Source organism: Enterococcus haemoperoxidus ATCC BAA-382, assembly GCF_000407165.1.
GTDB classification, from domain to species: Bacteria; Bacillota; Bacilli; order Lactobacillales; family Enterococcaceae; genus Enterococcus_L; species Enterococcus_L haemoperoxidus.
The window spans coordinates 1,290,715-1,313,964 of record NZ_KE136479.1 but is presented as its reverse complement, the minus strand read 5'-3'; the positions used below and the strand labels follow the sequence as shown (position 1 = coordinate 1,313,964).

At 37.5% G+C, this 23,250-nt stretch carries 16 protein-coding genes; 2 read left to right on the top strand and 14 right to left on the bottom strand.

Annotated elements, in window-relative coordinates; translation table 11 throughout:
- Positions 1–22: 22 nt before the first annotated feature.
- The 8 genes from I583_RS06165 to cysK form a co-directional block, all read right to left on the bottom strand.
- Positions 23–1,378: a hypothetical protein gene (locus I583_RS06165; RefSeq protein ID WP_010761375.1), complete on the bottom strand. Its 1,356-nt coding sequence runs from the start codon at positions 1,376–1,378 to the stop codon at positions 23–25.
- 425 nt (positions 1,379–1,803) lie between these two features.
- Positions 1,804–2,727, bottom strand: a complete 924-nt coding sequence (gene metA, locus I583_RS06160) for a homoserine O-acetyltransferase MetA (protein WP_010761376.1) — start codon at positions 2,725–2,727, stop codon at positions 1,804–1,806.
- Between the two features lie 198 nt (positions 2,728–2,925).
- Positions 2,926–9,051 (bottom strand): Ig-like domain-containing protein, encoded by a 6,126-nt coding sequence (locus I583_RS06155; RefSeq protein WP_010761377.1) that lies wholly within the window; start codon positions 9,049–9,051, stop codon positions 2,926–2,928.
- Positions 9,052–9,517: 466 nt separating this feature from the next.
- Positions 9,518–10,165, bottom strand: a complete 648-nt coding sequence (locus tag I583_RS06150; protein WP_010761378.1) for a YczE/YyaS/YitT family protein — start codon at positions 10,163–10,165, stop codon at positions 9,518–9,520.
- 124 nt (positions 10,166–10,289) lie between these two features.
- Positions 10,290–11,639 carry an NADH oxidase gene (locus I583_RS06145; RefSeq protein WP_010761379.1) on the bottom strand — a complete coding sequence of 450 codons (1,350 nt, stop codon included), beginning with the start codon at positions 11,637–11,639 and terminating at the stop codon, positions 10,290–10,292.
- A gap of 254 nt (positions 11,640–11,893) precedes the next feature.
- On the bottom strand, positions 11,894–12,274 hold the full coding sequence (locus tag I583_RS06140) for a RidA family protein (RefSeq protein ID WP_010761380.1): 381 nt from the start codon (positions 12,272–12,274) through the stop codon (positions 11,894–11,896).
- Positions 12,275–12,287: 13 nt separating this feature from the next.
- The gene (gene perR, locus I583_RS06135) at positions 12,288–12,725 is read right to left on the bottom strand and encodes a peroxide-responsive transcriptional repressor PerR (protein WP_010761381.1); all 438 of its coding nucleotides are present in this window, start codon (positions 12,723–12,725) and stop codon (positions 12,288–12,290) included.
- 197 nt (positions 12,726–12,922) lie between these two features.
- Positions 12,923–13,852 carry a cysteine synthase A gene (gene cysK, locus I583_RS06130; protein ID WP_010761382.1) on the bottom strand — a complete coding sequence of 310 codons (930 nt, stop codon included), beginning with the start codon at positions 13,850–13,852 and terminating at the stop codon, positions 12,923–12,925.
- A 191-nt stretch (positions 13,853–14,043) separates the two neighbouring features.
- On the opposite strand from cysK, the gene I583_RS06125 reads away from it, so the two are divergent.
- Complete coding sequence (locus tag I583_RS06125; RefSeq protein WP_010761383.1) at positions 14,044–15,039, top strand: 4-hydroxy-3-methylbut-2-enyl diphosphate reductase; 996 nt, start codon at positions 14,044–14,046, stop codon at positions 15,037–15,039.
- 54 nt (positions 15,040–15,093) lie between these two features.
- Here the strand turns inward: I583_RS06125 and I583_RS06120 are convergent, their stop codons facing one another.
- The 3 genes from I583_RS06120 to I583_RS06110 form a co-directional block, all read right to left on the bottom strand.
- Positions 15,094–15,951 carry a glucosaminidase domain-containing protein gene (locus tag I583_RS06120; RefSeq protein WP_010761384.1) on the bottom strand — a complete coding sequence of 286 codons (858 nt, stop codon included), beginning with the start codon at positions 15,949–15,951 and terminating at the stop codon, positions 15,094–15,096.
- Between the two features lie 480 nt (positions 15,952–16,431).
- Positions 16,432–18,426 (bottom strand): transketolase, encoded by a 1,995-nt coding sequence (tkt, locus tag I583_RS06115; RefSeq protein WP_010761385.1) that lies wholly within the window; start codon positions 18,424–18,426, stop codon positions 16,432–16,434.
- A 98-nt stretch (positions 18,427–18,524) separates the two neighbouring features.
- The gene (locus tag I583_RS06110; protein ID WP_010761386.1) at positions 18,525–18,767 is read right to left on the bottom strand and encodes a DUF896 family protein; all 243 of its coding nucleotides are present in this window, start codon (positions 18,765–18,767) and stop codon (positions 18,525–18,527) included.
- Between the two features lie 390 nt (positions 18,768–19,157).
- Here I583_RS06110 and lexA point away from each other — a divergent pair, with 390 nt between their 5' ends.
- Positions 19,158–19,778: a transcriptional repressor LexA gene (gene lexA / locus I583_RS06105; protein WP_034682734.1), complete on the top strand. Its 621-nt coding sequence runs from the start codon at positions 19,158–19,160 to the stop codon at positions 19,776–19,778.
- 70 nt (positions 19,779–19,848) lie between these two features.
- On the opposite strand, the gene I583_RS06100 is transcribed toward lexA, so the two are convergent.
- The 3 genes from I583_RS06100 to I583_RS06090 are packed head-to-tail and all read right to left on the bottom strand — an operon-like array spanning position 19,849 to position 23,214.
- A complete protein-coding gene (locus tag I583_RS06100) occupies positions 19,849–20,349 on the bottom strand; it encodes a dihydrofolate reductase (RefSeq protein WP_010761388.1) in 501 nt (166 codons plus the stop codon).
- Between the two features lie 18 nt (positions 20,350–20,367).
- A complete protein-coding gene (locus tag I583_RS06095) occupies positions 20,368–21,315 on the bottom strand; it encodes a thymidylate synthase (protein WP_010761389.1) in 948 nt (315 codons plus the stop codon).
- Positions 21,316–21,327: 12 nt separating this feature from the next.
- A complete protein-coding gene (locus tag I583_RS06090; RefSeq protein ID WP_010761390.1) occupies positions 21,328–23,214 on the bottom strand; it encodes an ABC-F family ATP-binding cassette domain-containing protein in 1,887 nt (628 codons plus the stop codon).
- Between the last annotated feature and the right edge of the window lie 36 nt (positions 23,215–23,250).

Genomic DNA, 23,250 nt, shown 5'->3' with positions numbered 1-23,250 from the left:
GTCAACATCCTTTCAATTTAATCTATATAAAGAAACCAATCCCGATCAATATAACAGAAGCGATACTGATCCATTTCACATTTCCTTTTACAACCTCTAAAATTGGAATTTGGAAGCCAGAGGATAGAGCTTGCATCGTAATATTAACAAAACTCATTTGACTGCCTAATCCTACTCCAACCGCTACTAAACCAAGTTCGATAGAAGAAAATCCTAAAGACACGGCCACAGGCAGAACGAGTGTTAAAACGGAACCTACGTATGCGCCAGCAGGCACACCGATCAAGATTCCAGTTAAAATTGCCACAGGAACCATGATCAAAGTTGGTGCGGAACTAGCAATCCCTGCAATAACAGCAAAGGTTCCAGTTTGAGCAATGATATTAATAAACGCTAGAAAAATCCCTACTTGGAACAGTCGAGTTAAAATGTAGGTAGAACCATCCACCATTGCTTCTACTGACTGATTCAACGTGAAATCTGAACAAATAAAAATTAATGCTAGTGTCAAAACCATGTAAACTAATGGTGTCAATAATGGGAATCCAACAAGATCATTCACTACTGGACCAAAAATCACAGCGAAAAGTAAAAAAATCGCAGGTAACGTCAATTTAAATAAAGCTTTATTACTCATTGATGCATATTCATCATCACTATTTTCTTTAAAACCGATATTCCGACGTTTTGTTCCCCAAAAAGCTAAAATAATCGCTAAAGCACAAAAAACTAGCCAAATCGGACGCATATCCGAAACATATTTAGCAACACTAAAATCTCCTAATTTAGATACAATACTAGATTCTAACGAGGCTGGTGACGTCGTAAATGAAACTGCTGCAGCAAGTGACATCGCTGCAATCAACTCAGGGACTGCACCAACTGCTACAAATGCCAATGGGGCAATTACCATAGCGCTACCTCCACCTATACCAGACATATAAGTCGCTGCTGCTAACAATATAACGATAAATGCTGAAACATACTCAACTTTTCCTTTTGTCCCTCTTTTGGCAAGGGTTAAAGCTGCCGAGTAACCACCCGATTTAAATACAGCCATCGCAACTGCCGAATTGATGATCGGTACAGTGATACCAAGCATCATTGGGATTGTTTCTAATAATTGTTTGTTGGCTTGCTCTAAACCAATTCCACCAATCACCATCGCTAAAACACCACCAACAAATCCCGCAATGATCATATCCACTTTCATAAATAATAAAACTAAAACTAAAATCAATGGAATGATTACTATTACTGCTTTTATTCCAGTAGGTGCAGTAATTGCATCGATTTCCTGTGCAAAAGCAGGCACAAAAGAAAAAAGAAATAGCATTGAAAGTAGCAGGCCACTCAAAAATCTTTTAGGTATTTTCATAATTTTTCCTCCAACTATGGTTAATTAACGCTTATTTATTTTAATTAAGTAATAATTGCTGGTTTACGATTGACTCACAATTATCCTGCAATCCTAAAGCGCCTTCAAAATGGTTGCTTCTTTAAATCTTAAATGCAATTAACTAAGTTATTTATTTTTATTTTATACAGAGATTAAATAACTTCATTATTTGCAGTTGATCTAGAATCTTTAATCGTTTTTCTACTTTGTTTTTCCTAGTAAAATCTCCTTCCTTCATCTTATAATACGTTTATTTGTAAAAAAAAGGAACAAGAATGCATCTCTAAATTATAGAAATGAAATTAAAAGGGAACGTTTGCATTTTAATGGTGAAAGTATTTAAAAAAATAGTTAAAACAAATCAAAATTTTCGCTTTGTTTTAACTGTACCCTATTTATTATTTTCATTCCTCAAGAAGTTTAGATAAATCATAAGGTGTATTTTGATAAACTGCATAGTTTAACCAATTAGAAAATAACAACGATGCAGCCATATGCCAACGTAATTGTGGCAACTCTTTTGTGTTATCATTCGGATAGTAATTTTGAGGTAATCTTGGCTTTATGCCTTTTAATTGATCTCGCTCAAATTCTTTCTGTAAGGTCTCACGATCGTATTCTAAGTGTCCTGTTGCATAAAAAGCTCGATTATTTTTGTTTCCAATTAAAAAAAGACCGGCTTCTTTTGATTCGACTAAAACCTCTAACTCTTCAGTCTTATCTACATCACATCTTTTAACACCGGTATAGCGTGAATGAGGAGCAAAGAATGTATCATCAAATCCTTTTAGAATACTCCATGTTGGTGCCAACACATCATGAGCATATACACCTGTTAATTTTTGTTCTAGTAAATACTTATCAATATTATGATGATAATAAAGACCGGCTTGCGCTCCCCAACAAATATGAAATGTTGAAAACACATGTGACTTACACCACTTAAAAATTTCCTGCAATTCTTCCCAGTAATCAACTTCTTCAAATGCTAGTTGCTCGATTGGTGCTCCTGTAATGATCAAACCATCATAAAACTTTTCTTTCACTTCTTGAAATTGATAATAAAAACGTTTCAAATGATCACTAGATGTATTTTTCGCCTCATGACTACTCATATACAAGAATTCAACATTGATTTGTAATGGTGTATTACTAAGTAACCTCAAAAGTTGGACTTCTGTTTCATCCTTTTTAGGCATCAAATTTAAGATTAAAATTTCTAACGGACGAATATCTTGATGCATAGCGCGATCTTCATCCATTACAAAAATTTTCTCTTTTTCTAATACTTTAATAGCGGGTAATTCTTTTGGAACACGAATCGGCATGCGTATATCCTCCCTTTCATTTTGTCTAATTTCATTTTACGATAAATAAGTAGAGAAAGGAAGATTCTTTCTTAGGAAAATCTAATTATTTTTTCAGAAATTTACTATTAGTATTTTTATCCAAAAAAACATGAGACAGGACACTTGCCCCACCTCATGTTTTTCACTTATAGAACGTTAACACATTAATTCATTACTTTATTCTTCTTCTTTTTTAGTTTTACGTTTGAAGGTGAAGAAAGCAAAAGCTCCTAGTAGTAAAGCACCTAACATTCCCCAATTACTAACAATTTCACCGTTATTAGGAAGGTTTTTGTTTGAACTACTTAGGTTTTTCAAGCCAGAGCTGCCATTGTTACCTAAGTTACCGCTATTACCAGTCCCATTGCTATTACCCCCATTTCCGTCGCCTGGGTCAGCTGGAAGCTTGAAGTTAGCTGGTTCGCTTTGATTACCATCGCTATCTTTTGCAATTGCTGAAACTAGTTCTTTTGGTTCAGCAAAACCTATAGGGATTTCGATAACAAATCCACCATTTTCGCTTGCTGTGGCAGCACCTAGCACTTCTCCTACTACATTATGAAGTTCTACACTGTTTCCTGGTGTTGCAATCCCTTTGATCGTATAACCTGTGGTTGAGCTACCAGTCACACTGTTGATTATCGGCGTTGCAACAAAAAACGTTGGATCAGCTGGCGTCTTAAATGGAGTGGCTGTACTAACATCTCCAATACTATTTTCAGCAGTTGCCGTCAATCCTTCATTCTCAGTTGCTGAACCTACAGGTAAAGCAATCGCGAATTCACCATCTAATGCAAGTTGTCCGACATTTAAATCTGCTACGCCTGAACCAATAATTCTTCCTGCAGCGTTACGAATTTTAACTTTATTACCTGCTGTAGCTTTACCAGTTACAATATAACCAGTTTTTGACGTTCCAGTTACATTGTTAATGATTGGTGCTTCAACATTTGAAGACGGATCTGCTGGGATTGTGAATAGTGTTGGTAAACTTGAGTTAAGTGCGTCATCTATCGCTACTGCATTTAATTGTTGCAGTTGCTCTACTTCTTGAGCATCTAATGAAATAGAGAATACACCATTGCTATCAACCTCTCCAGCGCCTACCTCAGTTCCGCTTAACGTTCTTAGTGATACTGAATTGTTTGCTGTTGCTGTCCCTTTCACTGTGTAGCCAGTTTGAGAATCACCCAGTACACTTGTGATAACTGGTGCAGCTACCACTACTGGGTCAGCTGGTGTAACAAAAGGAGTTGCCGGGCTTTGATTCCCAGCACCGTCAGAATCGATTGCTCTCAATTGTTCAAGTTGACTAGCTGATCCTGATGGAATCACTACAGAGTAATTACCGCTGCCATCTACTTGAGCAGAACCAATCACTGTGCCATTTAATTTTTTAATTGAAACTGTATCGCCTGCAACTGCAGTACCAACTACCGTATAGCCTGTAGCAGAAGTTCCAGTTACGCTAGTAACAACAGGTGCTTGAATCGTTACTGGATCTGACGGTGTTGTAAAGACTGTTCCAGGACTTGTGTTTCCGTCTGCATCTTTGGCTGTTGCAGTTAATTGTTCATTCGGTGTTGCTGATCCAGCTGGAATCGTAACTGTGTAATTCCCACTACCATCTGCTACACCAGTTCCAATCACTGTTCCACCTGTATTTTTGACTTCTACAGTACTTCCTACTGGTGCTGTACCTGTTACTGTATAGCCTGTTGTTGAGGTACCTGTTACATTATCTACAGTTGGTGCTTGAACAATTACTGGATCTGCCGGTGTTGTAAATGGTGTTGCCGAACTTTGATTATTATCTCCATCTACAGCTACAGCAGAGAATTGTTGAAGCGGTAGTGCTGATCCTACTGGAATTGTAATTGTGTAATTCCCACTACCATTTACTACAGCTGTTCCAATTATCGTGCCACCTGTATTTTTCACATCAACTCTGTTACCTGCTGTTGCAGTTCCGTTTATCGTATAACCAGTTGTTGATGTACCTGTTACAGTATCAACTGTTGGCGCACTAACGACTACTGGGTCTGCTGGTGTTGTGAATGGTGTTGCTGGACTTTGATTGCCGTTTGCATCTTTAGCTACTGCAGATAATTGTTGATTTGGAGTAGCCGCTCCAGTCGGGATTACAACAATGTAGTTACCACTTGGATCTGCAATCGTAGTTCCAATCACTGTTCCACCAGTGTTTTTAACTTCAACAGTATTTCCTGCTGTTGCCGTACCGGTCACAGTATAACCTGTTGCTCCAGTTCCGGTTACACTATCAACTGTTGGTGCTGTGACTACTACCGGATCTGCTGGTGTTGTAAATGCTGTAGCTGGACTTTGGTTGCCGTCAGCGTCTTTTGCTACTGCAGATAATTGTTGGCTTGGCGTTGCTAAACCAATTGGGATCACAACGGTATAGTTACCACTTGGATCTGCAATTGCGGTTCCGATAATTGTACCGCCTGTATTTTTGATTTCTATAGTATTTCCTGCCGTTGCACTACCTGTTACTGTATAGCCTGTTGCTCCAGTTCCAGTTACGTTTTCAACTGTTGGTGCACTAACTGCCACTGGATCCGCTGGTGTTGTGAACGTTGTCCCAGGACTGGTATTACCATCTGCATCTTTGGCTGTTGCAGTTAACTGTTCGCTTGATGATGCTGATCCAGCTGGAATCGTAACTGTGTAATTTCCACTACCATCGGCCACACCTGTTCCAATTACAGTACCACCTGTATTTTTGATTTCTACAGTACTTCCTGCTGGCGCTGTACCTGTCACTGTATAGCCTGATGTTGATGTACCTGTTACATTGTCTACAGTTGGCGCTTGAACAATTACTGGATCTGCTGGTGTTGTAAATGGTGTTGCTGGACTTTGGTTGCCATCAGGATCTTTTGCTACTGCAGATAATTGTTGGCTTGGCGTTGCAGATCCGATTGGGATCGCAACTGAATAGTTGCCACTTGGGTCTGCTACTGCTGTTCCAATAATCGTGCCGCCTGTATTTTTAACTTCAACTGTATTACCCGCTGTCGCCGTACCCGTTACTGTATAGCCAGTCGCGGATGTACCAGTCACATTATCAACTGTTGGTGCTGTAACAACTACTGGATCTGCTGGTGTTGTGAACGGCGTTGCTGGACTTTGATTGCCATCCGCATCTTTAGCCGTTGCCGACAATTGTTGGTTTGGCGTTGCTAATCCAGCTGGAATCGTCACTGTATAGTTTCCACTCGGATCTGCAATCGTAGTTCCAATCACTGTGCCACCTGTATTTTTAATTTCAACTGTACTCCCTACTGGTGCTGTACCTGTCGCTGTATAGCCGGTCGCGGATGTACCAGTCACATTATCAACTGTTGGTGCTGTAACAACTACTGGATCTGTAGGTGTTGTGAAAGATGTTCCAGGACTGGTATTACCATCAGAGTCTTTAGCTGTTGCAGTTAATTGTTCATTTGGTGTAGCTGAACCAGCTGGAATTGTCACTGTGTAATTTCCACTGCCATCTGCTACACCTGTTCCAATCACTGTTCCACCTGTATTCTTAACTTCAACAGTGCTTCCTGCTGGTGCTGTACCTGTCACTGTATAACCTGTTGTTGAGGTTCCAGTTACACTATCGACAGTCGGTGCTTGAACCACTACTTGATCTGCCGGTGTTGTAAATGGTGTTGCTGAACTTTGGTTGCCATCAGGATCTTTGGCTACTGCAGATAATTGTTGGCTTGGCGTTGCTAATCCAGCTGGAATTGTCACTGTATAGTTTCCACTGGAATCTGTGATTGCGGTTCCAATCACTGTTCCACCTGTGTTTTTGATTTCAACTGTATTTCCTGCTGTGGCTGTACCCGTTACGGTATAGCCTGTTGTCGATGTACCAGTCACGTTGGTCACAGTTGGTGCTGTAACGACTACTGGATCTGCTGGTGTTGTGAACGGCGTTGCTGGACTTTGATTTCCATCAGCATCTTTAGCTGTTGCCGACAATTGTTGATTTGGCGTTGCTGAGCCAACTGGAATCGTAACTGTATAGTTCCCACTTGGATCTGCGATTGCTGTTCCAATCACTGTTCCACCTGTGTTTTTAACTTCAACTGTATTGCCCGCTGTTGCTGTACCTGTTACGGTATAGCCCGTTGTTGAGGTACCAGATACATTGTCAACCGTTGGTGCGCCAATAACCACTGGATCTGCCGGTGTTGTAAACGGTGTAGGTGTACTTTCGTTTACCCCGATTTTTGCCACGGCAGTCAATGATTCATTAGCAGTCGTCAAACCTTGCGGAATCACAATGGTAAAGTTACCACTACCATCAGCAATTCCACTACCAATTGTGGTTCCACCAGTATTACGAATTTCCACTGTGTTTCCTGCTGTTGCTGTACCGGTTACAGTGTGTCCTATTGCTGAAGTTCCAGTTGTGTTTGTTACGACTGGCGCTGCAACGACTATTGGATCTGCTGGTGTAACAAACGATGTCGGAGTACTTTCGTCTGATCCTGATTTCGCAATCGCAGTTAATGGTTCGCTAGCTGTTGCTTGGCCCTGTGGAATAGTAATATTAAAATTTCCTGTTCCATCCACAGTCCCTGTTCCAATGACGGTTCCGCCAGCATTACGAATATCAATAGTATTTCCTGCTGTTGCTGTACCCGTTACGGTATAACCTGTTGTTGAAGTTCCAGTTGTATTCGTTACGACTGGTGGTGCAACGACTATCGCATCTGTTGGTGTTGTAAACGCTGTCGGCGTACTCTCATCTACACCAGATTTAGCGATCGCAGTTAAATTTTCATTTGCAGTTGCTTGCCCTTGTGGAATCGAGATACTAAAATTACCGCTACCATCAACGGTTCCAGTTCCAATAACAGCCCCTCCACTATTACGAATATCAACTGTGTTTCCTGCTGTTGCTGTACCCGTTACAGTATAACCTGTTGTTGAAGTTCCAGTTGTATTCGTTACGACTGGTGGTGCTACAACTACCGCATCTGCGGGTGTCGTAAATGCTGTTGGCGTACTATCAATACCCCCATTGGATGCTGTAGCTGTCAATGCTTCATTTGCAGTTGCAGAACCTTGTGGAATACTGATTTCAAAATTCCCACCAGTTGCTGGTCCTGATGCAATCGTTGTTCCACTAGCATTTTTAATCGTAATCGTATCACCTGCTGTCGCTGTCCCAAATACAGTGTATCCCGTTGCAGAAGTTCCAGTTGTATTCGTTACGACTGGTGGTGCTACAATAACTGCACTTCCAGCGTAATAAATATCAGAAACTCCATTAGCAGTATTGATCAAACTTACATCAATTGCATCTGCTTTTACAACTGTACCAACAAATCTAGCATCTAGATTTTGCGATAAGTTTGTTGGGCTAACGATCGTTGTCGGAATATTAATTGTTGTAGACCCTAATACTGAAGCATCAGCCAATTGATTGACACCTGCACCGCCTAGATCAACAAGAGGAAGCGCTAAATTAATGGCAGTGTCTACTGTTCCTTTGACCGGAAGTAAAGCTGTATTAATTGCAGCTGCAACAATATTACTTGCGATTCCGCTACCAGTTGCATTTAATGCGTCTACCGCTGCTTTTAAATCTTGCAACAAAGTTGAAACATTTTGTGCTAAGACTAATCCTAATCCATCATCTATATTAGCCTGAATATACTTACCATCAGGGGAAAGAACTGCAGTAGAATTGAATTCAGCGCTACCAAAATTTTCAAGATTGTTTAAAGCATCAATTTTTTGATTAACTTCCGTTAAATTTAGTGTAACCCCAGTTAAACTTCCTAAGGAGCCCCCGACAATATTAGTTAACAAATCAGATAAGTTGTTAACTGCATTTAATGTACCAGTAAGAAATGTTAAATCTCCAACCGTTAGTGTAATATTTGTATTGATTTGTGCCTCTCCGTTTGTAGATACGCGCCCATTTAATTCGTTTGGAATAGTTAAAACTGCTTGCTTTGTTCCGCTTGTGATAACAGACCCACCAACTAGCTCACTTCCAGAAATTGAAAAATTGACATTTTTTGAAGCTCCGTCTGCAGCTAAACGATTTGCAGTAGTTGTTCCACTGTCATTGGAACTAGTTATATTAGATAAAATTTCTGCATCTAATATAGCAGCGGAAGCAATAATTCCTCCTGGTAAGTAAAATGATAGGGGAACAGTCAATGGTGCAATAACTAGACTACTTGTTAACACTAATGATAATGCACGATATTTATTCTGTTTCTTCGACTTACTAGTGCTTTTCTTTTTTTTCTTATCATCTTTCATGATTATCCTCCTCTTGCAATCAAACTGATACCACACAACGAACAACTTAGAAGCTCGCAAAAACTAAATAGACACTCTCCTTTCTTAAAACGTGAGCAACATAAAATTAATTAAGCTTCTACCTATGGATTTTATAACCTTTATAATATTTTTGGAAATAATACGAATCGAAAATACTCATTATTTTTTAAAAATATAAAAACACCAATCAATTTCCCAAGAAAAAAAGCACTAAAAACCCTTTGCAACAGCATTTAAAACTAAATTTTATAATAAGTATTTTTAAATAAAAATGAGAATCTTTACATTACACATATTATTTAAATAATACTCAAAACATAACAACAGATTAAGTAAGCGTTATCATTTTTTTATTAATTCACTTCCTTAAATAGGCTTTCGAAAGCAAATAAAAAAACAAAGCAATCTGATTGCTTTGTTTTATATATATCTTTTCAATTCATTCTTATTGACCCAATTTTATTTTAACACTTTTTTCGATTATTGGCTCACTAACTTTGTTATTCCAAAAATCAATTAATGGTCCTGTGAAAAACGCGTTGATTACAGTACCAATACCAACTGGTCCACCAAAAATAAAAGCTAAAATCACAAAAAAGACATCTTGTATTACTCTTACCGTACGATATTGAGCTTTAGTATGTTCAACAATGATCGGAGCGATGGCATCATATGGAGCGTTTCCTAATTTAGCCGACATATAAAAGGAGGCACCGAAAGTAAAGATGACTACACCTAGAATAAGTAGAACAGCTTGAGAAAACAGATTGATTTTGATTGTGAAAAATGTGGTATAGATCCACGTATAAAAATCAATAAAGAAACCTGTAAGAACCATATTGATCACCGTTCCAATCCCGATGTACTTTCTTCCAAAAATAAAGACTAATCCTAAGATAATAATATTGATAATCAGCTGATATACCCCTAATGAAAGGCCTAAGACACCACCAATACCAATATTTGCTGCCGTATAAGGATCCAATCCTACTTGACCTATTCGTAATGTTGCAGCACCAAAAGCTAAAATTGCTACTCCAATTAAGGCATATAAGGAACGAATCATCAATTCTTTTATATTTCTATTCTTCATTTTCTAACCCCTCATCTAATCTAACGTATTAAGCATCTCAAAAAAATGCAAAAAAGGCAAAAAATTACACTTTTTACGCTAAAAAACTAGAGCTGAATTTACACTCAACTCTAGTTTGTATTCATTATTTTTTGGCGATGTCTTTCAATGCAGCTTGTGCTAATAAGTTTAAGTAGTTCCAAGGGCGATCAAAATGTGGTTGGAAGAAGAAATCCGATAACGCAAGATCTTCAACGGTCATTTCATTTTGAACAGCCAATGATAAAGTATTAGCAGATTGAGTAATGTCATATTTAGACATCAATTGTCCACCAACGATACGATTAGTTCCTTTTTCGTAGACTAATTCCATCATAACATTTTCAGTCGTTGGCATGAATTCCGGACGATAATTGTCTTCAAAATTGGTTGCAGCCACATCTAAGTTGTTCATTTTTGCACTTTCTAATGTTACACCTGTTGATCCAATTTTCCACCCAAATAGATAAAGCCCAGAAGTTCCTTGTGTTCCGCGATAGGCTAATTTTGGTTCCGATAAATTATAACCAACTAGCATTCCTTGTCGAACTGCATTTGTTGCTAATGGAATATAATTTGTTGTATTGCTTGGATTATAGTGTACAACCGCACTATCTCCAGCAGCAAGAATATCAGGGATACTTGATCTCATAAACTTATCTACTACTATAGCGCCATTTGGAAGCATATCAACCTTATCTTTGAGTAGAGTAGTATTCGGACTGAAACCAACGCACATGATTACCATGTCTGCTTTGAATTCTTGGCTAGGAGTAATTACTTTATTCACATGTCCGCTTGCGTCAGCTTGGAATTCTTGTACGTTTTCACCTAAAGCTAGCGTCACTCCGCGATCTACAAGTTCTTTTTCTAAAACATCCGTGAATGGTTTATCTAAATATTTATTTAAAATACGGTCTAACCCATCGATCAACGTAACTTCTTTACCAGATTCCACGAAGGCTTCTACTAACTCGATACCAATGTATCCTCCACCTACAACTACGACTTTTTTCGCATCTTTAGCACGTTCAATGATTACATTAGCTTGATTAAAGTTTTTACATAATAAAATGTTTTCAGCTTCGATTCCTTTAATTGGAGGAACGATTGGCCAAGAACCCGTGGTCATCACTAATTTATCATATGAAACGGTTTCTTCAATACCTGTGTGTAAATCTTTTGCAGTAACTGTTTTATGATCAACATCGATTGTTTCGACTTCATGTTCCATTTTAACTGTAGCACCTAGAGACGCTAGTTCTTCAGGACTTGAATAGAATAAACTGTCAGCCTCCTTCACTACTCCTCCAACGTATAAAGCAATACCGCAAGATAGAAACGATACATTATCATTTCGTTCATAAACGGTTACCTCCGCGTTTGGGTGATTTGTTAAAATACTTTTGACTGCAGCTGTTCCTGCATGCGTACATCCTACGACTACGACTTTCATTTTGTAAATCCCTTCTTTCAAGTTAAATTTTTCACCAATAAATCGATTATGAATCTATTGGTATACTAAAAATATAACAAAGTAGAAAGGCATATTCGAGTTCTTTGCTTGTGAACTATAAACTTATTTTTTCACAAACTTTTCCATTTTTAACCTTTTTTTCATCTGATCATCTTTCAAAAAGAATCAAAAAACTGTTTTTAAAGCAAAAAAAACTGAGAAACGTTAATTTCTCAGCTTGTGAAAATAAATTGCTATTCATTTACTGCAGCAATAATTTCTATTTCAATAAGAACATCTTTAGGTAAACGGGCTACTTCTACAGCCGAACGAGCTGGCAATTGATTCGTAAATGCTCTTGCATAAACTTCATTAAAAGTTGAAAAATCATTCATATTCTTTAAAAAGCAAGTTGTTTTGACAACATGATCAAAATCACTTCCAACTTCTTCTAAAATCGCTGCAATATTTTTAAGAACTTGTTCTGCTTGTTCTTCTATTGTAGTACCGACAACTTCTCCAGTTTCAGGACATAAAGGAACTTGACCTGAAGCAAATAATAAACCATTAACAATGTTCCCTTGTACATATGGTCCAATCGCTTTTGGCGCTTTATCTGTTTGGATTGATTTCATTTTATCCCTCATTTCACTCTTTTTTTGATTTTTGACAATCCGGACACAAACCATATAATTCTAATCTATGTTCATTAATTTCGAAGCCAGTCAATTTACTTGCCGCCATCTCTACATCCTCTAGCCCTGGATAATGGAAATCAACGATTTTACCACAATTTTGACAGATAGCATGATAATGTTTTTTTGAACTGAAATCAAAACGACTAGATGCGTCGCCATAATTCATCTCTTGAACAAAACCAATGTCAGTAAACAAACGTAAATTATTATAAACAGTCGCAACACTCATATTTGGAAAACGATCTTCTAATGAACGATAAATTTCATCTGCTGTTGGATGGCTATGATTCTCAATTAGATATTCTAAAATCGCATATCTTTGAGGAGTAATACGAATATTGGCTTCTTTTAATTCTTCAAGTGCATTTTTTACCAATATATTGTCCATTTGGTTCCCCTCCCAGTCTTCTTTCTTAAATGATACTATTTCTAATCTATCTTGACAAGAATAATTGTATAAATAGCGTAGGAAATATCGGGTTTATCTCAATTTTCTGCAATCATTCAAACTATTACATACTTTTTGGTCAATTAGTGTACTAAAAAAGGAAGTCGCAAATCCGCGCTTCCTTTTTTAGTGATGAATTATTCAGAAAAATTATAGAGGGCTGTAGAAAGGTATCTCTCACCGTTATCAGGAATAACAGTTAATACTTTTTTCCCAGCACCCAGCTCTTTAGCTACTTGAATAGCAGCATCTACTGCTGCACCTGCAGATATCCCTACCAATAAGCCCTCTTTTACAGCTAATTGTCGAGCCGTTTCCATTGCATCTTCACTAGGTACTGCAATGACTTTCCCATATACTTCAGTATCTAAAACCTTTGGAATAAAACCAGCACCGATTCCTTGGATTTTATGAGGTCCTGGGGTTCCACCTTCTAAAACTGGTGATTCGGTTGGTTCAACGGCAACGATTGAAATTTTCGGATAAACTCTTTTTAATTCTTTACCAACACCGGTTATTGTTCCGCCAGTTCCAACTCCAGCAATAAAAGCATCCAACCCAGCTGGACCAAAAACATCTTGAATTTCTTTTCCAGTAGTTTTTTCATGTACTTCAGGATTAGCAGGATTATCAAACTGCATAGGCATAAAGTAACCGTCTTTTTCTGATAGTTCTGAAGCTTTGGCAATTGCACCTTTCATTCCATCAGTCCCTGGCGTTAATAACAATTCAGCACCATATGCTTGCATTAGTTTTCGGCGTTCAATACTCATTGTATCCGGCATGACTATAATAACCTTGTAGCCTTTTGCAGCACCAACCATTGCTAAACCAATCCCGGTATTTCCGCTCGTTGGTTCAACAATCGTATCACCAGCTTTAAGTTGTCCATTTTTTTCAGCTTTTTCAATCATACTTAACGCGATTCGATCTTTAACGCTTCCGCCTGGATTGAAAAATTCAAGTTTTACAAAAACATCAGCTGCTCCATCCGGCACAATACGACCTAGTTTCACAATTGGTGTCTTACCTATCAATTCGGTAACTGAATTAAAAATTTGAGTCATGATCCATTCCTCCATTTTAGTATTCTTATAAGTAAAAACTTTCTTGTAATTATAATAGCTTATATCAACTTATCTGGCTATCATTTTGCTATTGTTAATCAATTGATACGCACTCTTTAAACAAATTTAACAAAAATACTGTATAGTAGAGAAGACTATAAAATTCAGAAAAAATAGGAGTTAATTTATTGATGAAAATTATAAATATTAGTCCGCGTGGCTATTGTTATGGTGTTGTTGATGCAATGGTCATCGCCAGAAATGCATCTTTAGATGAGAATTTACCACGTCCCATCTACATTTTGGGAATGATCGTTCATAATAAACATGTCACAGATGCATTTGAAAGCATCGGAATCCACACTTTATATGGAGAAAATCGAGAAGAAATTTTAGCTCAAGTAGATCACGGAACTGTTATTTTTACAGCACACGGAACTTCACCAAAAGTGAAAAAATTAGCGATTGAAAAAGGGTTAACTGTTATCGATGCAACTTGTCCTGACGTGACGATTACACACGAACTGATTGCAGAAAAAGTAACGGACGGCTTTGAAATTATTTATATCGGCAAAAAAAATCATCCTGAACCAGAAGGAGCACAAGGTGTTTCACCAGAACATGTCCATTTAGTTGCAAATCAGGCTGATATCGACAGTCTATCGTTAAGCACTGATAAAATTTTCGTAACCAACCAAACAACCATGAGCCAATGGGATGTAAGCGATCTAATGGATTCAATTCAGGAAAAATATCCTCAAGTTCTCATTCATAAAGACATCTGCAAGGCTACTCAAGTTCGCCAAGAAGCAGTTGTAAATCAAGCACAAGGATGCGATTTAACAATTGTTGTAGGTGATCCAAAAAGTAATAATAGTAATCGTTTAGCACAGGTTTCTATTGAGCAAGCAGGTGTTCCTGCTCATCGGATTTCTGATGTTTCACAAATTGATCCTAATTGGCTGGTGGACGTTGAACAAGTAGCAGTAACGGCTGGCGCCTCTACTCCAACTCAAATTGTTCGTGAAGTTATCGACTATTTACAACAGTTTGACCTAAATGATCCAGTAACGCATACAAGAGATTCAACAACAACATCTGAAGCAATTCTGCCTAGACCAAGAATTAAAGATCTAACTAAAAATCGTAACAGACGATTAGAAGAATTACGTTTGGGAAAAAGATAAAAATAAAGCTATCAACAACTGTCACTAGAATGACTGTTTGTTGATAGCTTTTTCTTATGCAATTTGTAGTACTTGACCTACTGTAATCAATTCAGCTGTTATGCCGTTTGAAGCCATAAGCTGATCAACTGAAATTCCGAATTTTTCAGAAATCCCCCAAAGTGTATCTCCTGATGCTACGGTGTATGTTGATACAGTATTCGTAGCGCTACTTTGTCCAATCGTTGATTGAGTTGAGGCTGCATTATCACTTGTTACTGTTGACTGAGTAATTCCACTGTCGTAGGCAGTTAAACCGTATGCTTCAATCAACCAATTTAATTTACTTGCGTAATTAGGATCTGTCGCATAGCGCCCAGCTAAGGCTGCCGTAGCATCCATATAACTAGATGTATTGCTTTTCCAAACTCCTGAGTAATGATAGTTGCCGCTTGAAGCTAAAGTCGTTTTAAGAACATTAGCATGATCTTGAAACGATTCTGCGTATGAAGGGTAGCTTCTAAAAGGTTCTGTGACCGTTACCCATTCACCATTCAGGTATTCTGAAGTAGGCATGTATACACTTTGTCCGCCATAGCTTCCTTTTACTCCAAATAAGTTATAATTAGGCGCTGCCGCTAAACCTGAAGTACCATAACTACTCTCTAATAATGCTTGTGCGATCATGACAGACGCATATAAATCATTAACGTCCGCTACTGAAGCAGCCGAATATCCAATTGAATCAATAAATGCTTGTTGTGAAATTGCTCCTTGTGTTTCCACTTCTGTCGCTTGAACACCTAGAGGTAATAAATTTCCTGCGATTGGAAGAAATACTAATGAAGTTCCTATCACAGATGCAACCCTTTTACGGTTTTTTTTAAGATTTTGTTGCTGGTGCCTACTACTTCTTGTTTTAATCTCGTCCATTCATTTGTTCCTCCTCAATAGAACATCATAAGCTTATTCTACTCGGAGAATTTTTTATAAACAATTATTTACTCTTGAATTTTGAATTTTTAAAATGCATGTAATCCCTTTGAAATTTTTGTTTTGTTTATCGCTTTATAATTGTTTTATTGATTTTACATTGTGTATGTGATTCAATTGATTTTTTTGACACAAATACCTCTACTCTTAATTTATGGATTTTTTTTTAATAAATAAAAAAAATTACCATACATTTCATTAACGTTACATAAGTAACGTTAATGTTTCAATCCGGAAAATTGTTAATGTATGAGCTGAATGCATCTCATATAACATCCTTTTCTAAAGTTGCTACTCTTTTTCCTTCAAAGCATAGTAATGTATATTTAAAAATTTGATTCCAATTTTATTATAAAAAAGAAAAAGCAGAGACTCACATTTCGTGAATTTCTGCTTTTTATATATATTAATAGCAATTAATTATAAACTATCATATTTTGAAACAACATTTTCAACTGTAAAACCAAATTCTTTCAAGACTAAATCTCCTGGAGCAGAGGCCCCAAAATGATTGATGGTTACGGTTGTACCAGCAGTTCCAACGTAACGTTCCCAACCAAATGGTGAAGCAGCTTCAATTGCTACACGTTTCGTTACATCTTTGGGCAGGACAGAATCTTTGTAGTCTGCTGTTTGTTTTTCAAACAAATCAAAACTTGGCATTGAAACAACTGAAACATCTTTTCCTTGTTCAGCTAATGCTTTTTGAGCTTCGATTGCTAAATTAACTTCTGAACCAGTTGCAATCAAGATACCTTCTGGTTTTTCACCTTTTTGTTTAGAAATCACATACGCACCTTTTTGAACTAGTTCTCCAGCGTTTTCTTTAGTGCCTTCAATAACTGGTAAGTTTTGACGACTTAGAACTAAAATCGTCGGCGCATCTTTTGTTGTCATGGCAATTTTCCATGCGGCAACAGTTTCATTCCCGTCAGCTGGACGAATTACTTGTACACCAGGCATGCAGCGAATGCTTGCTAATTGCTCAACAGGCTCATGTGTTGGCCCATCTTCACCAACCGCTACAGAATCATGTGTCAATACATATGTGACTGGAGTGTTTTGAATTGCTGCTAAACGGACCGCGGGACGTAAATAGTCAGTAAAAACAAAGAATGTTCCACCATAAATACGGCTTCCTCCGTGTAATTGAATCCCATTCATTGCGGCTGCCATAGCAAACTCACGAACACCAAACCAAATATTACGGCCTTCGTATTGTCCAGGTTCAAAATCTTTTTCTGCTGCAACCATTGTATTATTTGAAGCAGATAAATCAGCTGAACCTCCCCAGAATCCAGGTACAGATTTAGAAATCGCTTGAATCGTTTCTTTGCTAGTTACACGGCTAGCTGCACTTGATCCCACTTCATAAGTTGGCAATTCGCTATCCCAATTTTCAGGAAGTTCATCAGCGAAAGCTTGTTTAAATTGCTTCGCTAACTCAGGATGTTCTTTCGTATAGTTTTCGAACATAGTATTCCATTTATCTTCAGCTTTTTCGCCTTCTTCTACCATTGTTTCTTTAAAGCGCGCAGCTACTTCTTCTGGAACCGTAAAATCAGGATATTCCCAACCGTAAACAGCTTTTGCGGCAGTAATTCCTTCTGCTCCGATTGGTGCGCCATGAACAGAAGAAGTTCCTTCTTTTGGAGCGCCATAACCGATAACTGTTTTAACTTCGATCAATGTTGGTTTATCTGACTCAGCTTTTGCGGCTTCGATTGCGTTAGAAATCTCTTCTAAATCATTCCCGTCTTTCACTAGGATATGCTGCCAACCGTAAGCTTCATAGCGAGCTCCAACATTTTCAGTGAAAGCTTTTGATGTTGGGCCGTCTAAAGAGATATCATTTGAATCGTATAACACGATCAGTTTGCCTAATTTCATGTGTCCAGCCATAGAGCTTGCTTCTTGGGAAACACCTTCCATCAAATCACCATCACCACATAATGCGTAGGTGTAATGATCGATTACAGGGAAACTATCGCGATTATAAGTCGCTGCAGTGTGTGCCTCAGCCATTGCCATCCCCACAGCCATTGCGATTCCTTGACCTAAAGGACCAGTCGTTGCTTCAACACCATCTGTATGATGTACTTCTGGATGTCCCGGTGTTTTACTCCCCCATTGACGGAAATTTTTTAGATCGTCCATCGTTACACCGTATCCTGCTAAGTGAAGTAAACTATAAAGCATTGCAGAACCATGACCAGCAGAAAGAATAAAGCGGTCTCTATCTACCCAGTTTCTTGATGTTTTCGGGTTTACCTTCAAATGTTTTGTCCAAAGCGCGTAAGCCATAGGTGCAGCACCCATTGGTAATCCTGGATGTCCTGAGTTTGCTTTTTGTACCGCTTCGATACTCAATGTACGAATTGTATTGACGCCTAACTGATCAGTGTTGTCGAACAAAAAAATCATCTCCTATTTAGGTTTTTTTTACCTTTATTAACTATATTTTATCGTATTTTGTTTATGAAAGCAATTACTTTTAGTAAAAAGAACTAAAATTATTTTCTGTTATGCAATCCTTTTGCTTTTTGAATCTCTTTCAATTTATCAGGCGTAACATCATTTCCTTTAGGATCAACAACTTTCATCCCCTCTATATGATGACGCATACCACCACGAAAAGCAGCTAGGTATTCTTGACGAAGTACTTTTTGTTCTGCTTTTTCTTTCTCAGTCAACTCATTTTCTTTTGCCATTTTAGCAAGTTCGTTGATTCGGTTCATTTTTTCTGATGATAACATGTATCGTTGCCTCCTTAATTTTAAAAACTGAACAAGCTCGTTCAACCTTAATAATAAAATAGGAAAAACTGAAGATAGCATTTTTGGCCACAACCCTATTTCTTTTTTCAAAAGGCTAGCCTGTAAAGCTCGATAGCTTAAAAATACATAATGAATATTATACAAGTTTACTTTCCATGTCTATCTTATAAGATGCACACAAAAAATACAACTATATTATTAATAAAAAAGGGAAAGAGCTCTGTTTGTTTCTGGTATGGGCTATGAATCACCATTACGTTTTTTTCAAAATATCCTAAAATGACTTTTTCAAAAAAACACGAACGCTTGTTTGATTCCTGTATAAAACTATGGTACACTAAAAATATAAATCGAAAGAAGGTGCGGGTTTTGGTGAAACGTACAGACACAAGACAAATCGAAGTATTAAAATATATATACGAACAAGTTGAACTTAAGGGCTATCCCCCGACCGTAAGAGAAATCGGAAAAGCAGTGGACCTTTCTTCAACTTCTACTGTACATGGACATTTAGCACGTTTAGAGAAAAAAGGAATGATTTTACGAGACCCTACAAAGCCAAGAGCAATCGAATTGACTGCAGATGGTTTAGAAAGAATAGGTGTAAGACCTACAGTCATCCCAATGTTAGGTGTTGTTACCGCTGGTGAACCTATCTTAGCTGTAGAAGAAGCTTCTGACTTTTTCCCTCTTCCTCCTGATTTAAAAGCAGAAGAAAATGCGTTATTTATGCTAACTATTAGAGGAGAAAGCATGATCAATGCAGGTATATTAGATGGCGACCAAGTAATTGTCCGTAAGCAAAGCGCTGCATCTAATGGCGATATCGTTATTGCGATGACCGATGAAGATGAAGCTACTTGCAAACGATTTTTTAAAGAAACAGATCATATTCGCTTACAACCAGAAAACGATGCTTTAGATCCTATTATTTTAGATAATGTAAGTATTTTAGGAAAAGTTGTCGGATTATACCGCAATCATATTTAGATAACAAAAAAACATACTTTCAAAAGTATGTTTTTTTGTTATCTAATCAGTTAAATTATAGAAAAATAATTTAATCTACAGACACTTTACGTTGATAGGTTTCAAATTGATGCGCGTAGCTATTCTCTTCATCTTGTACCCCTTCACTTAAATTGATCAAGGTCCAATCATTCCAATTAACAGGCGGAAATTTCGTATCACCTTCAAATGAGTGATGAATAACTGTACGGTACAATACATCACAATGCGGTAAAAAATTCTCGTAAACTGCTGAACCACCCGCAATAAATGTAATCCCTGAAAAAGTTTTTGCATAGTCAAGAACGTCTGATACGGTATGGTAAACTAGAACACCATCTGCATGATACTCTTTGTCTGTAGTTAAAACGATCGTTTGACGATTCGGTAACGGGCGACTCCCCATACCTTCAAAGGTTTTTCTCCCCATAACAATAGTATTGTTTTCTGTCATTTGTTTAAAAAATTTCAAATCATTCGGCAAATGCCAAGGTAAACGATTTTCTTTGCCAATCGTCCCTTGTTCATCTTGGGCCCATATAGCTGCTAACATAAGGAGTCTCCTTTCAAATTAAACGGCAATTGGCGCCTTGATTGCAGGATGTGGATCATATCCTTCGATAACAATATCTTTCATTTCAAAATCAAAAACTGATTTTTTTTCTTGATTTAGTTTTAGTGTAGGAAACAATCGAATCTCTCGAGACAGCTGTTCATTCATTTGATCAATATGATTCGTATACAAATGAGCATCGCCTAATGTATGGACGAAATCACCTACCTCTAAACCTGTTTCATGAGCAATCAAATGAGTCAACAAGGCATAACTCGCAATATTAAACGGAACACCAAGAAAAACATCTCCGCTACGTTGGTAAAGCTGACAACTTAATTTCCCGTCATTTACATAAAATTGAAACATGGTGTGGCATGGTGGTAAAGCCATTGATGGAACATCTTCTGGATTCCACGCTGATACGATCAAACGTCTGGAGTCTGGTGTTTTTTTGATCATTTCAATAACATTTTTTACTTGATCAATAAAGCTGCCGTCTTTGGTTTCCCAATGCCGCCATTGAGCACCGTAAATATTGCCTAATTCACCATACTTCTCCGCAAAAGCATCATCCGATAAAATATTTTCGCAAAAATTTTTATGCTCTTTTTCATAACTTTCCTTAAAAGCCTCATCCGTCAGTACCCGACGGCCAAAATCAGTCATATCAGGACCTTTATAATCTTCACTTTTGATGTAGCGTTCAAAAGCCCATTCATCCCAGATATGATTGTTGTGTTGCAGTAGATAGCGAATGTTCGTATCACCATTTAAAAACCATAAAAGTTCGCTTTTAATTAAGCCAAACGGTACTCGTTTTGTCGTTAGTAAAGGGAAGCCTTTGGACAAATCGAAACGCATTTGATGACCAAAAATACTTCTGGTACCTGTACCAGTTCGATCTTCTTTAAGGTGACCTTCCTCTAAAATTTTACGGCCTAATGCTAAATATGCTTCTTCCATAGTTTATGCCTCCTAATTTTCTGCAAATTCACTTAAATATTCCCAGCGTTCCATTTTCGCTTCAAGCTCTCGTTCCACTGTGGACAGCTCTGTTTGAAGTTGTTGTAGCTTTGTAAAATCATCTCCTTGATGATTCATCTCTTCACTCAGTTGTGCTGTACGTTCTTCCAGTTGGGCGATATCTGTTTCGATTGTTTCCCACTCTTTTTGTTCCATGTAGGTCAATTTTGTTTTTTCTTTCTTTTCGGTTTCTTTTGTCGGTTTTGTTTCAGACTTGATTGCCTTTTTTGACTGCTCTTTATTTACAGTTAAATATTCACTCATAGAACCGAAATAAGTTGTAATTTCACCTTCTCCTTGAAAAACAAGTAATTTCTCCATTGTTTTATCTAGGAAGTAACGGTCATGAGAAACTGCAATTACAGCACCTTTAAAGGTTTGAATATAATCTTCTAATATCGTTAAAGTGTCAATATCCAAATCATTTGTTGGTTCGTCCAATAATAGCACATTAGGTTGCCCGATCAATAGTTTTAACAAATACAGTCGACGTTTTTCACCACCAGATAGTTTACCAATAACTGTCCCGTGCATAAAGCGAGGAAATAAAAATCTTTCCAATAGTTCAGCAACACCTATGTTCGTTCCATCTGTTCGTTGAACTTGTTCTGCCGCTTCTTGTAAGTAAGAAATCATACGTTGATTTGGATCCATTGCTTCATTTTGCTGCGTATAATAAGCTAGGTTTACCGTTTCTCCAATTGAGTACATTCCACTATCTAAATCCAAACGACCAGCCAAAATATTTAACAATGTCGATTTTCCTGCACCATTTTTTCCAGTAATTCCAATACGATCTTTCGCCTGAATAAGTAGATCAAATTGTTTTAGAATTGTTTTATGTTCGATTTCATACTGTCCATCTTTGATTTCTAAAACTTTTTTTCCTAGTCTTTTCGTGGCTACATCAATTTCCAATTGCCCTTTTTGATTGACTTGATGAAGGTTTTCTTTAAGATCATGGAATCGATCTTGTCGGGCTTGTTGTTTTGTACCACGTGCTTTTACTCCAGCACGCATCCACTCAAGCTCTTGTTTGTAAAGCTGCTTTCTTTTTTCTTCTTGTTCTACACCAACTCGTTCTCGTTCTGCTTTTGAAATAATATAGGCTTCATAATTTCCTTTATATTCATATAATTTCCCAAAGGATAATTCAAAAATCCGATTCGTTACACGATCTAAAAAATAACGATCATGTGTTACCATTAAAATTGCCCCACGGTATCCATTTAAAAAGCTTTCCAACCAACTGATTGCTTCATAATCTAAATGGTTTGTCGGTTCATCTAGCAATAATAAATCTGGCGATTCTATCAATACTTGCGCTAAACTAACACGCTTTTTTTGCCCACCAGACAATTCGCCAATTTTCTTATGCAAGGTTTCAATACCTAATTTCTGCAAAATTATTTTGGCATCAGTATCCGCCGTCCAAGCATCTTCTTTATTCATTCGTTCTTCCGCTTGAGCATATTGCTTTTGAGCCTTTTCACTAAGGCCATCGGTAGCTAATGCAAGTAATGCTAACTCGTAATTTTTTACCGCTTGAATAATCGGAGTCTCCCCTTGAAAAACAGCCTCTACAACTGTTAAATCAGGATCGAACTCTTTGTCTTGAGAAAGATAGCCTATTTGATAATCATTTGGCTGCTGAATTGCTCCGACATCCCCATCACCGCTATCAATACCAGCGAGGATATTCAATAAACTAGTTTTACCAGTACCATTTGTACCAATCAATCCGATTCGGTCTTTATCATGAATATGGAAAGAAATATGATCAAACAATGTTTTCTCTCCATATGTTTTAGTCAATTCATTTACTTTTAATTCATTCATATGCTCACGCCCTTTTCATCCTGCTTATTGTAACAA

Bases quoted from the DNA above. Each gene is read 5' to 3' on its own strand.
- I583_RS06110 (WP_010761386.1), bottom strand. From the start codon at position 18,767: ATGTTATCATCAGAAAAAATGAACCGAATCAACGAACTTGCTAAAATG.
- I583_RS06120 (WP_010761384.1), bottom strand. From the start codon at position 15,951: ATGGACGAGATTAAAACAAGAAGTAGTAGGCACCAGCAACAAAATCTT.
- cysK (WP_010761382.1), bottom strand. From the start codon at position 13,852: ATGACTCAAATTTTTAATTCAGTTACCGAATTGATAGGTAAGACACCA.
- I583_RS06140 (WP_010761380.1), bottom strand. From the start codon at position 12,274: ATGAAATCAATCCAAACAGATAAAGCGCCAAAAGCGATTGGACCATAT.
- I583_RS06150 (WP_010761378.1), bottom strand. From the start codon at position 10,165: ATGAAGAATAGAAATATAAAAGAATTGATGATTCGTTCCTTATATGCC.
- I583_RS06095 (WP_010761389.1), bottom strand. From the start codon at position 21,315: ATGGAAGAAGCATATTTAGCATTAGGCCGTAAAATTTTAGAGGAAGGT.
- I583_RS06090 (WP_010761390.1), bottom strand. From the start codon at position 23,214: ATGAATGAATTAAAAGTAAATGAATTGACTAAAACATATGGAGAGAAA.
- I583_RS06145 (WP_010761379.1), bottom strand. From the start codon at position 11,639: ATGAAAGTCGTAGTCGTAGGATGTACGCATGCAGGAACAGCTGCAGTC.
- metA (WP_010761376.1), bottom strand. From the start codon at position 2,727: ATGCCGATTCGTGTTCCAAAAGAATTACCCGCTATTAAAGTATTAGAA.
- I583_RS06155 (WP_010761377.1), bottom strand. From the start codon at position 9,051: ATGAAAGATGATAAGAAAAAAAAGAAAAGCACTAGTAAGTCGAAGAAA.
- I583_RS06125 (WP_010761383.1), top strand. From the start codon at position 14,044: ATGAAAATTATAAATATTAGTCCGCGTGGCTATTGTTATGGTGTTGTT.
- I583_RS06165 (WP_010761375.1), bottom strand. From the start codon at position 1,378: ATGAAAATACCTAAAAGATTTTTGAGTGGCCTGCTACTTTCAATGCTA.
- perR (WP_010761381.1), bottom strand. From the start codon at position 12,725: ATGGACAATATATTGGTAAAAAATGCACTTGAAGAATTAAAAGAAGCC.
- I583_RS06100 (WP_010761388.1), bottom strand. From the start codon at position 20,349: ATGTTAGCAGCTATATGGGCCCAAGATGAACAAGGGACGATTGGCAAA.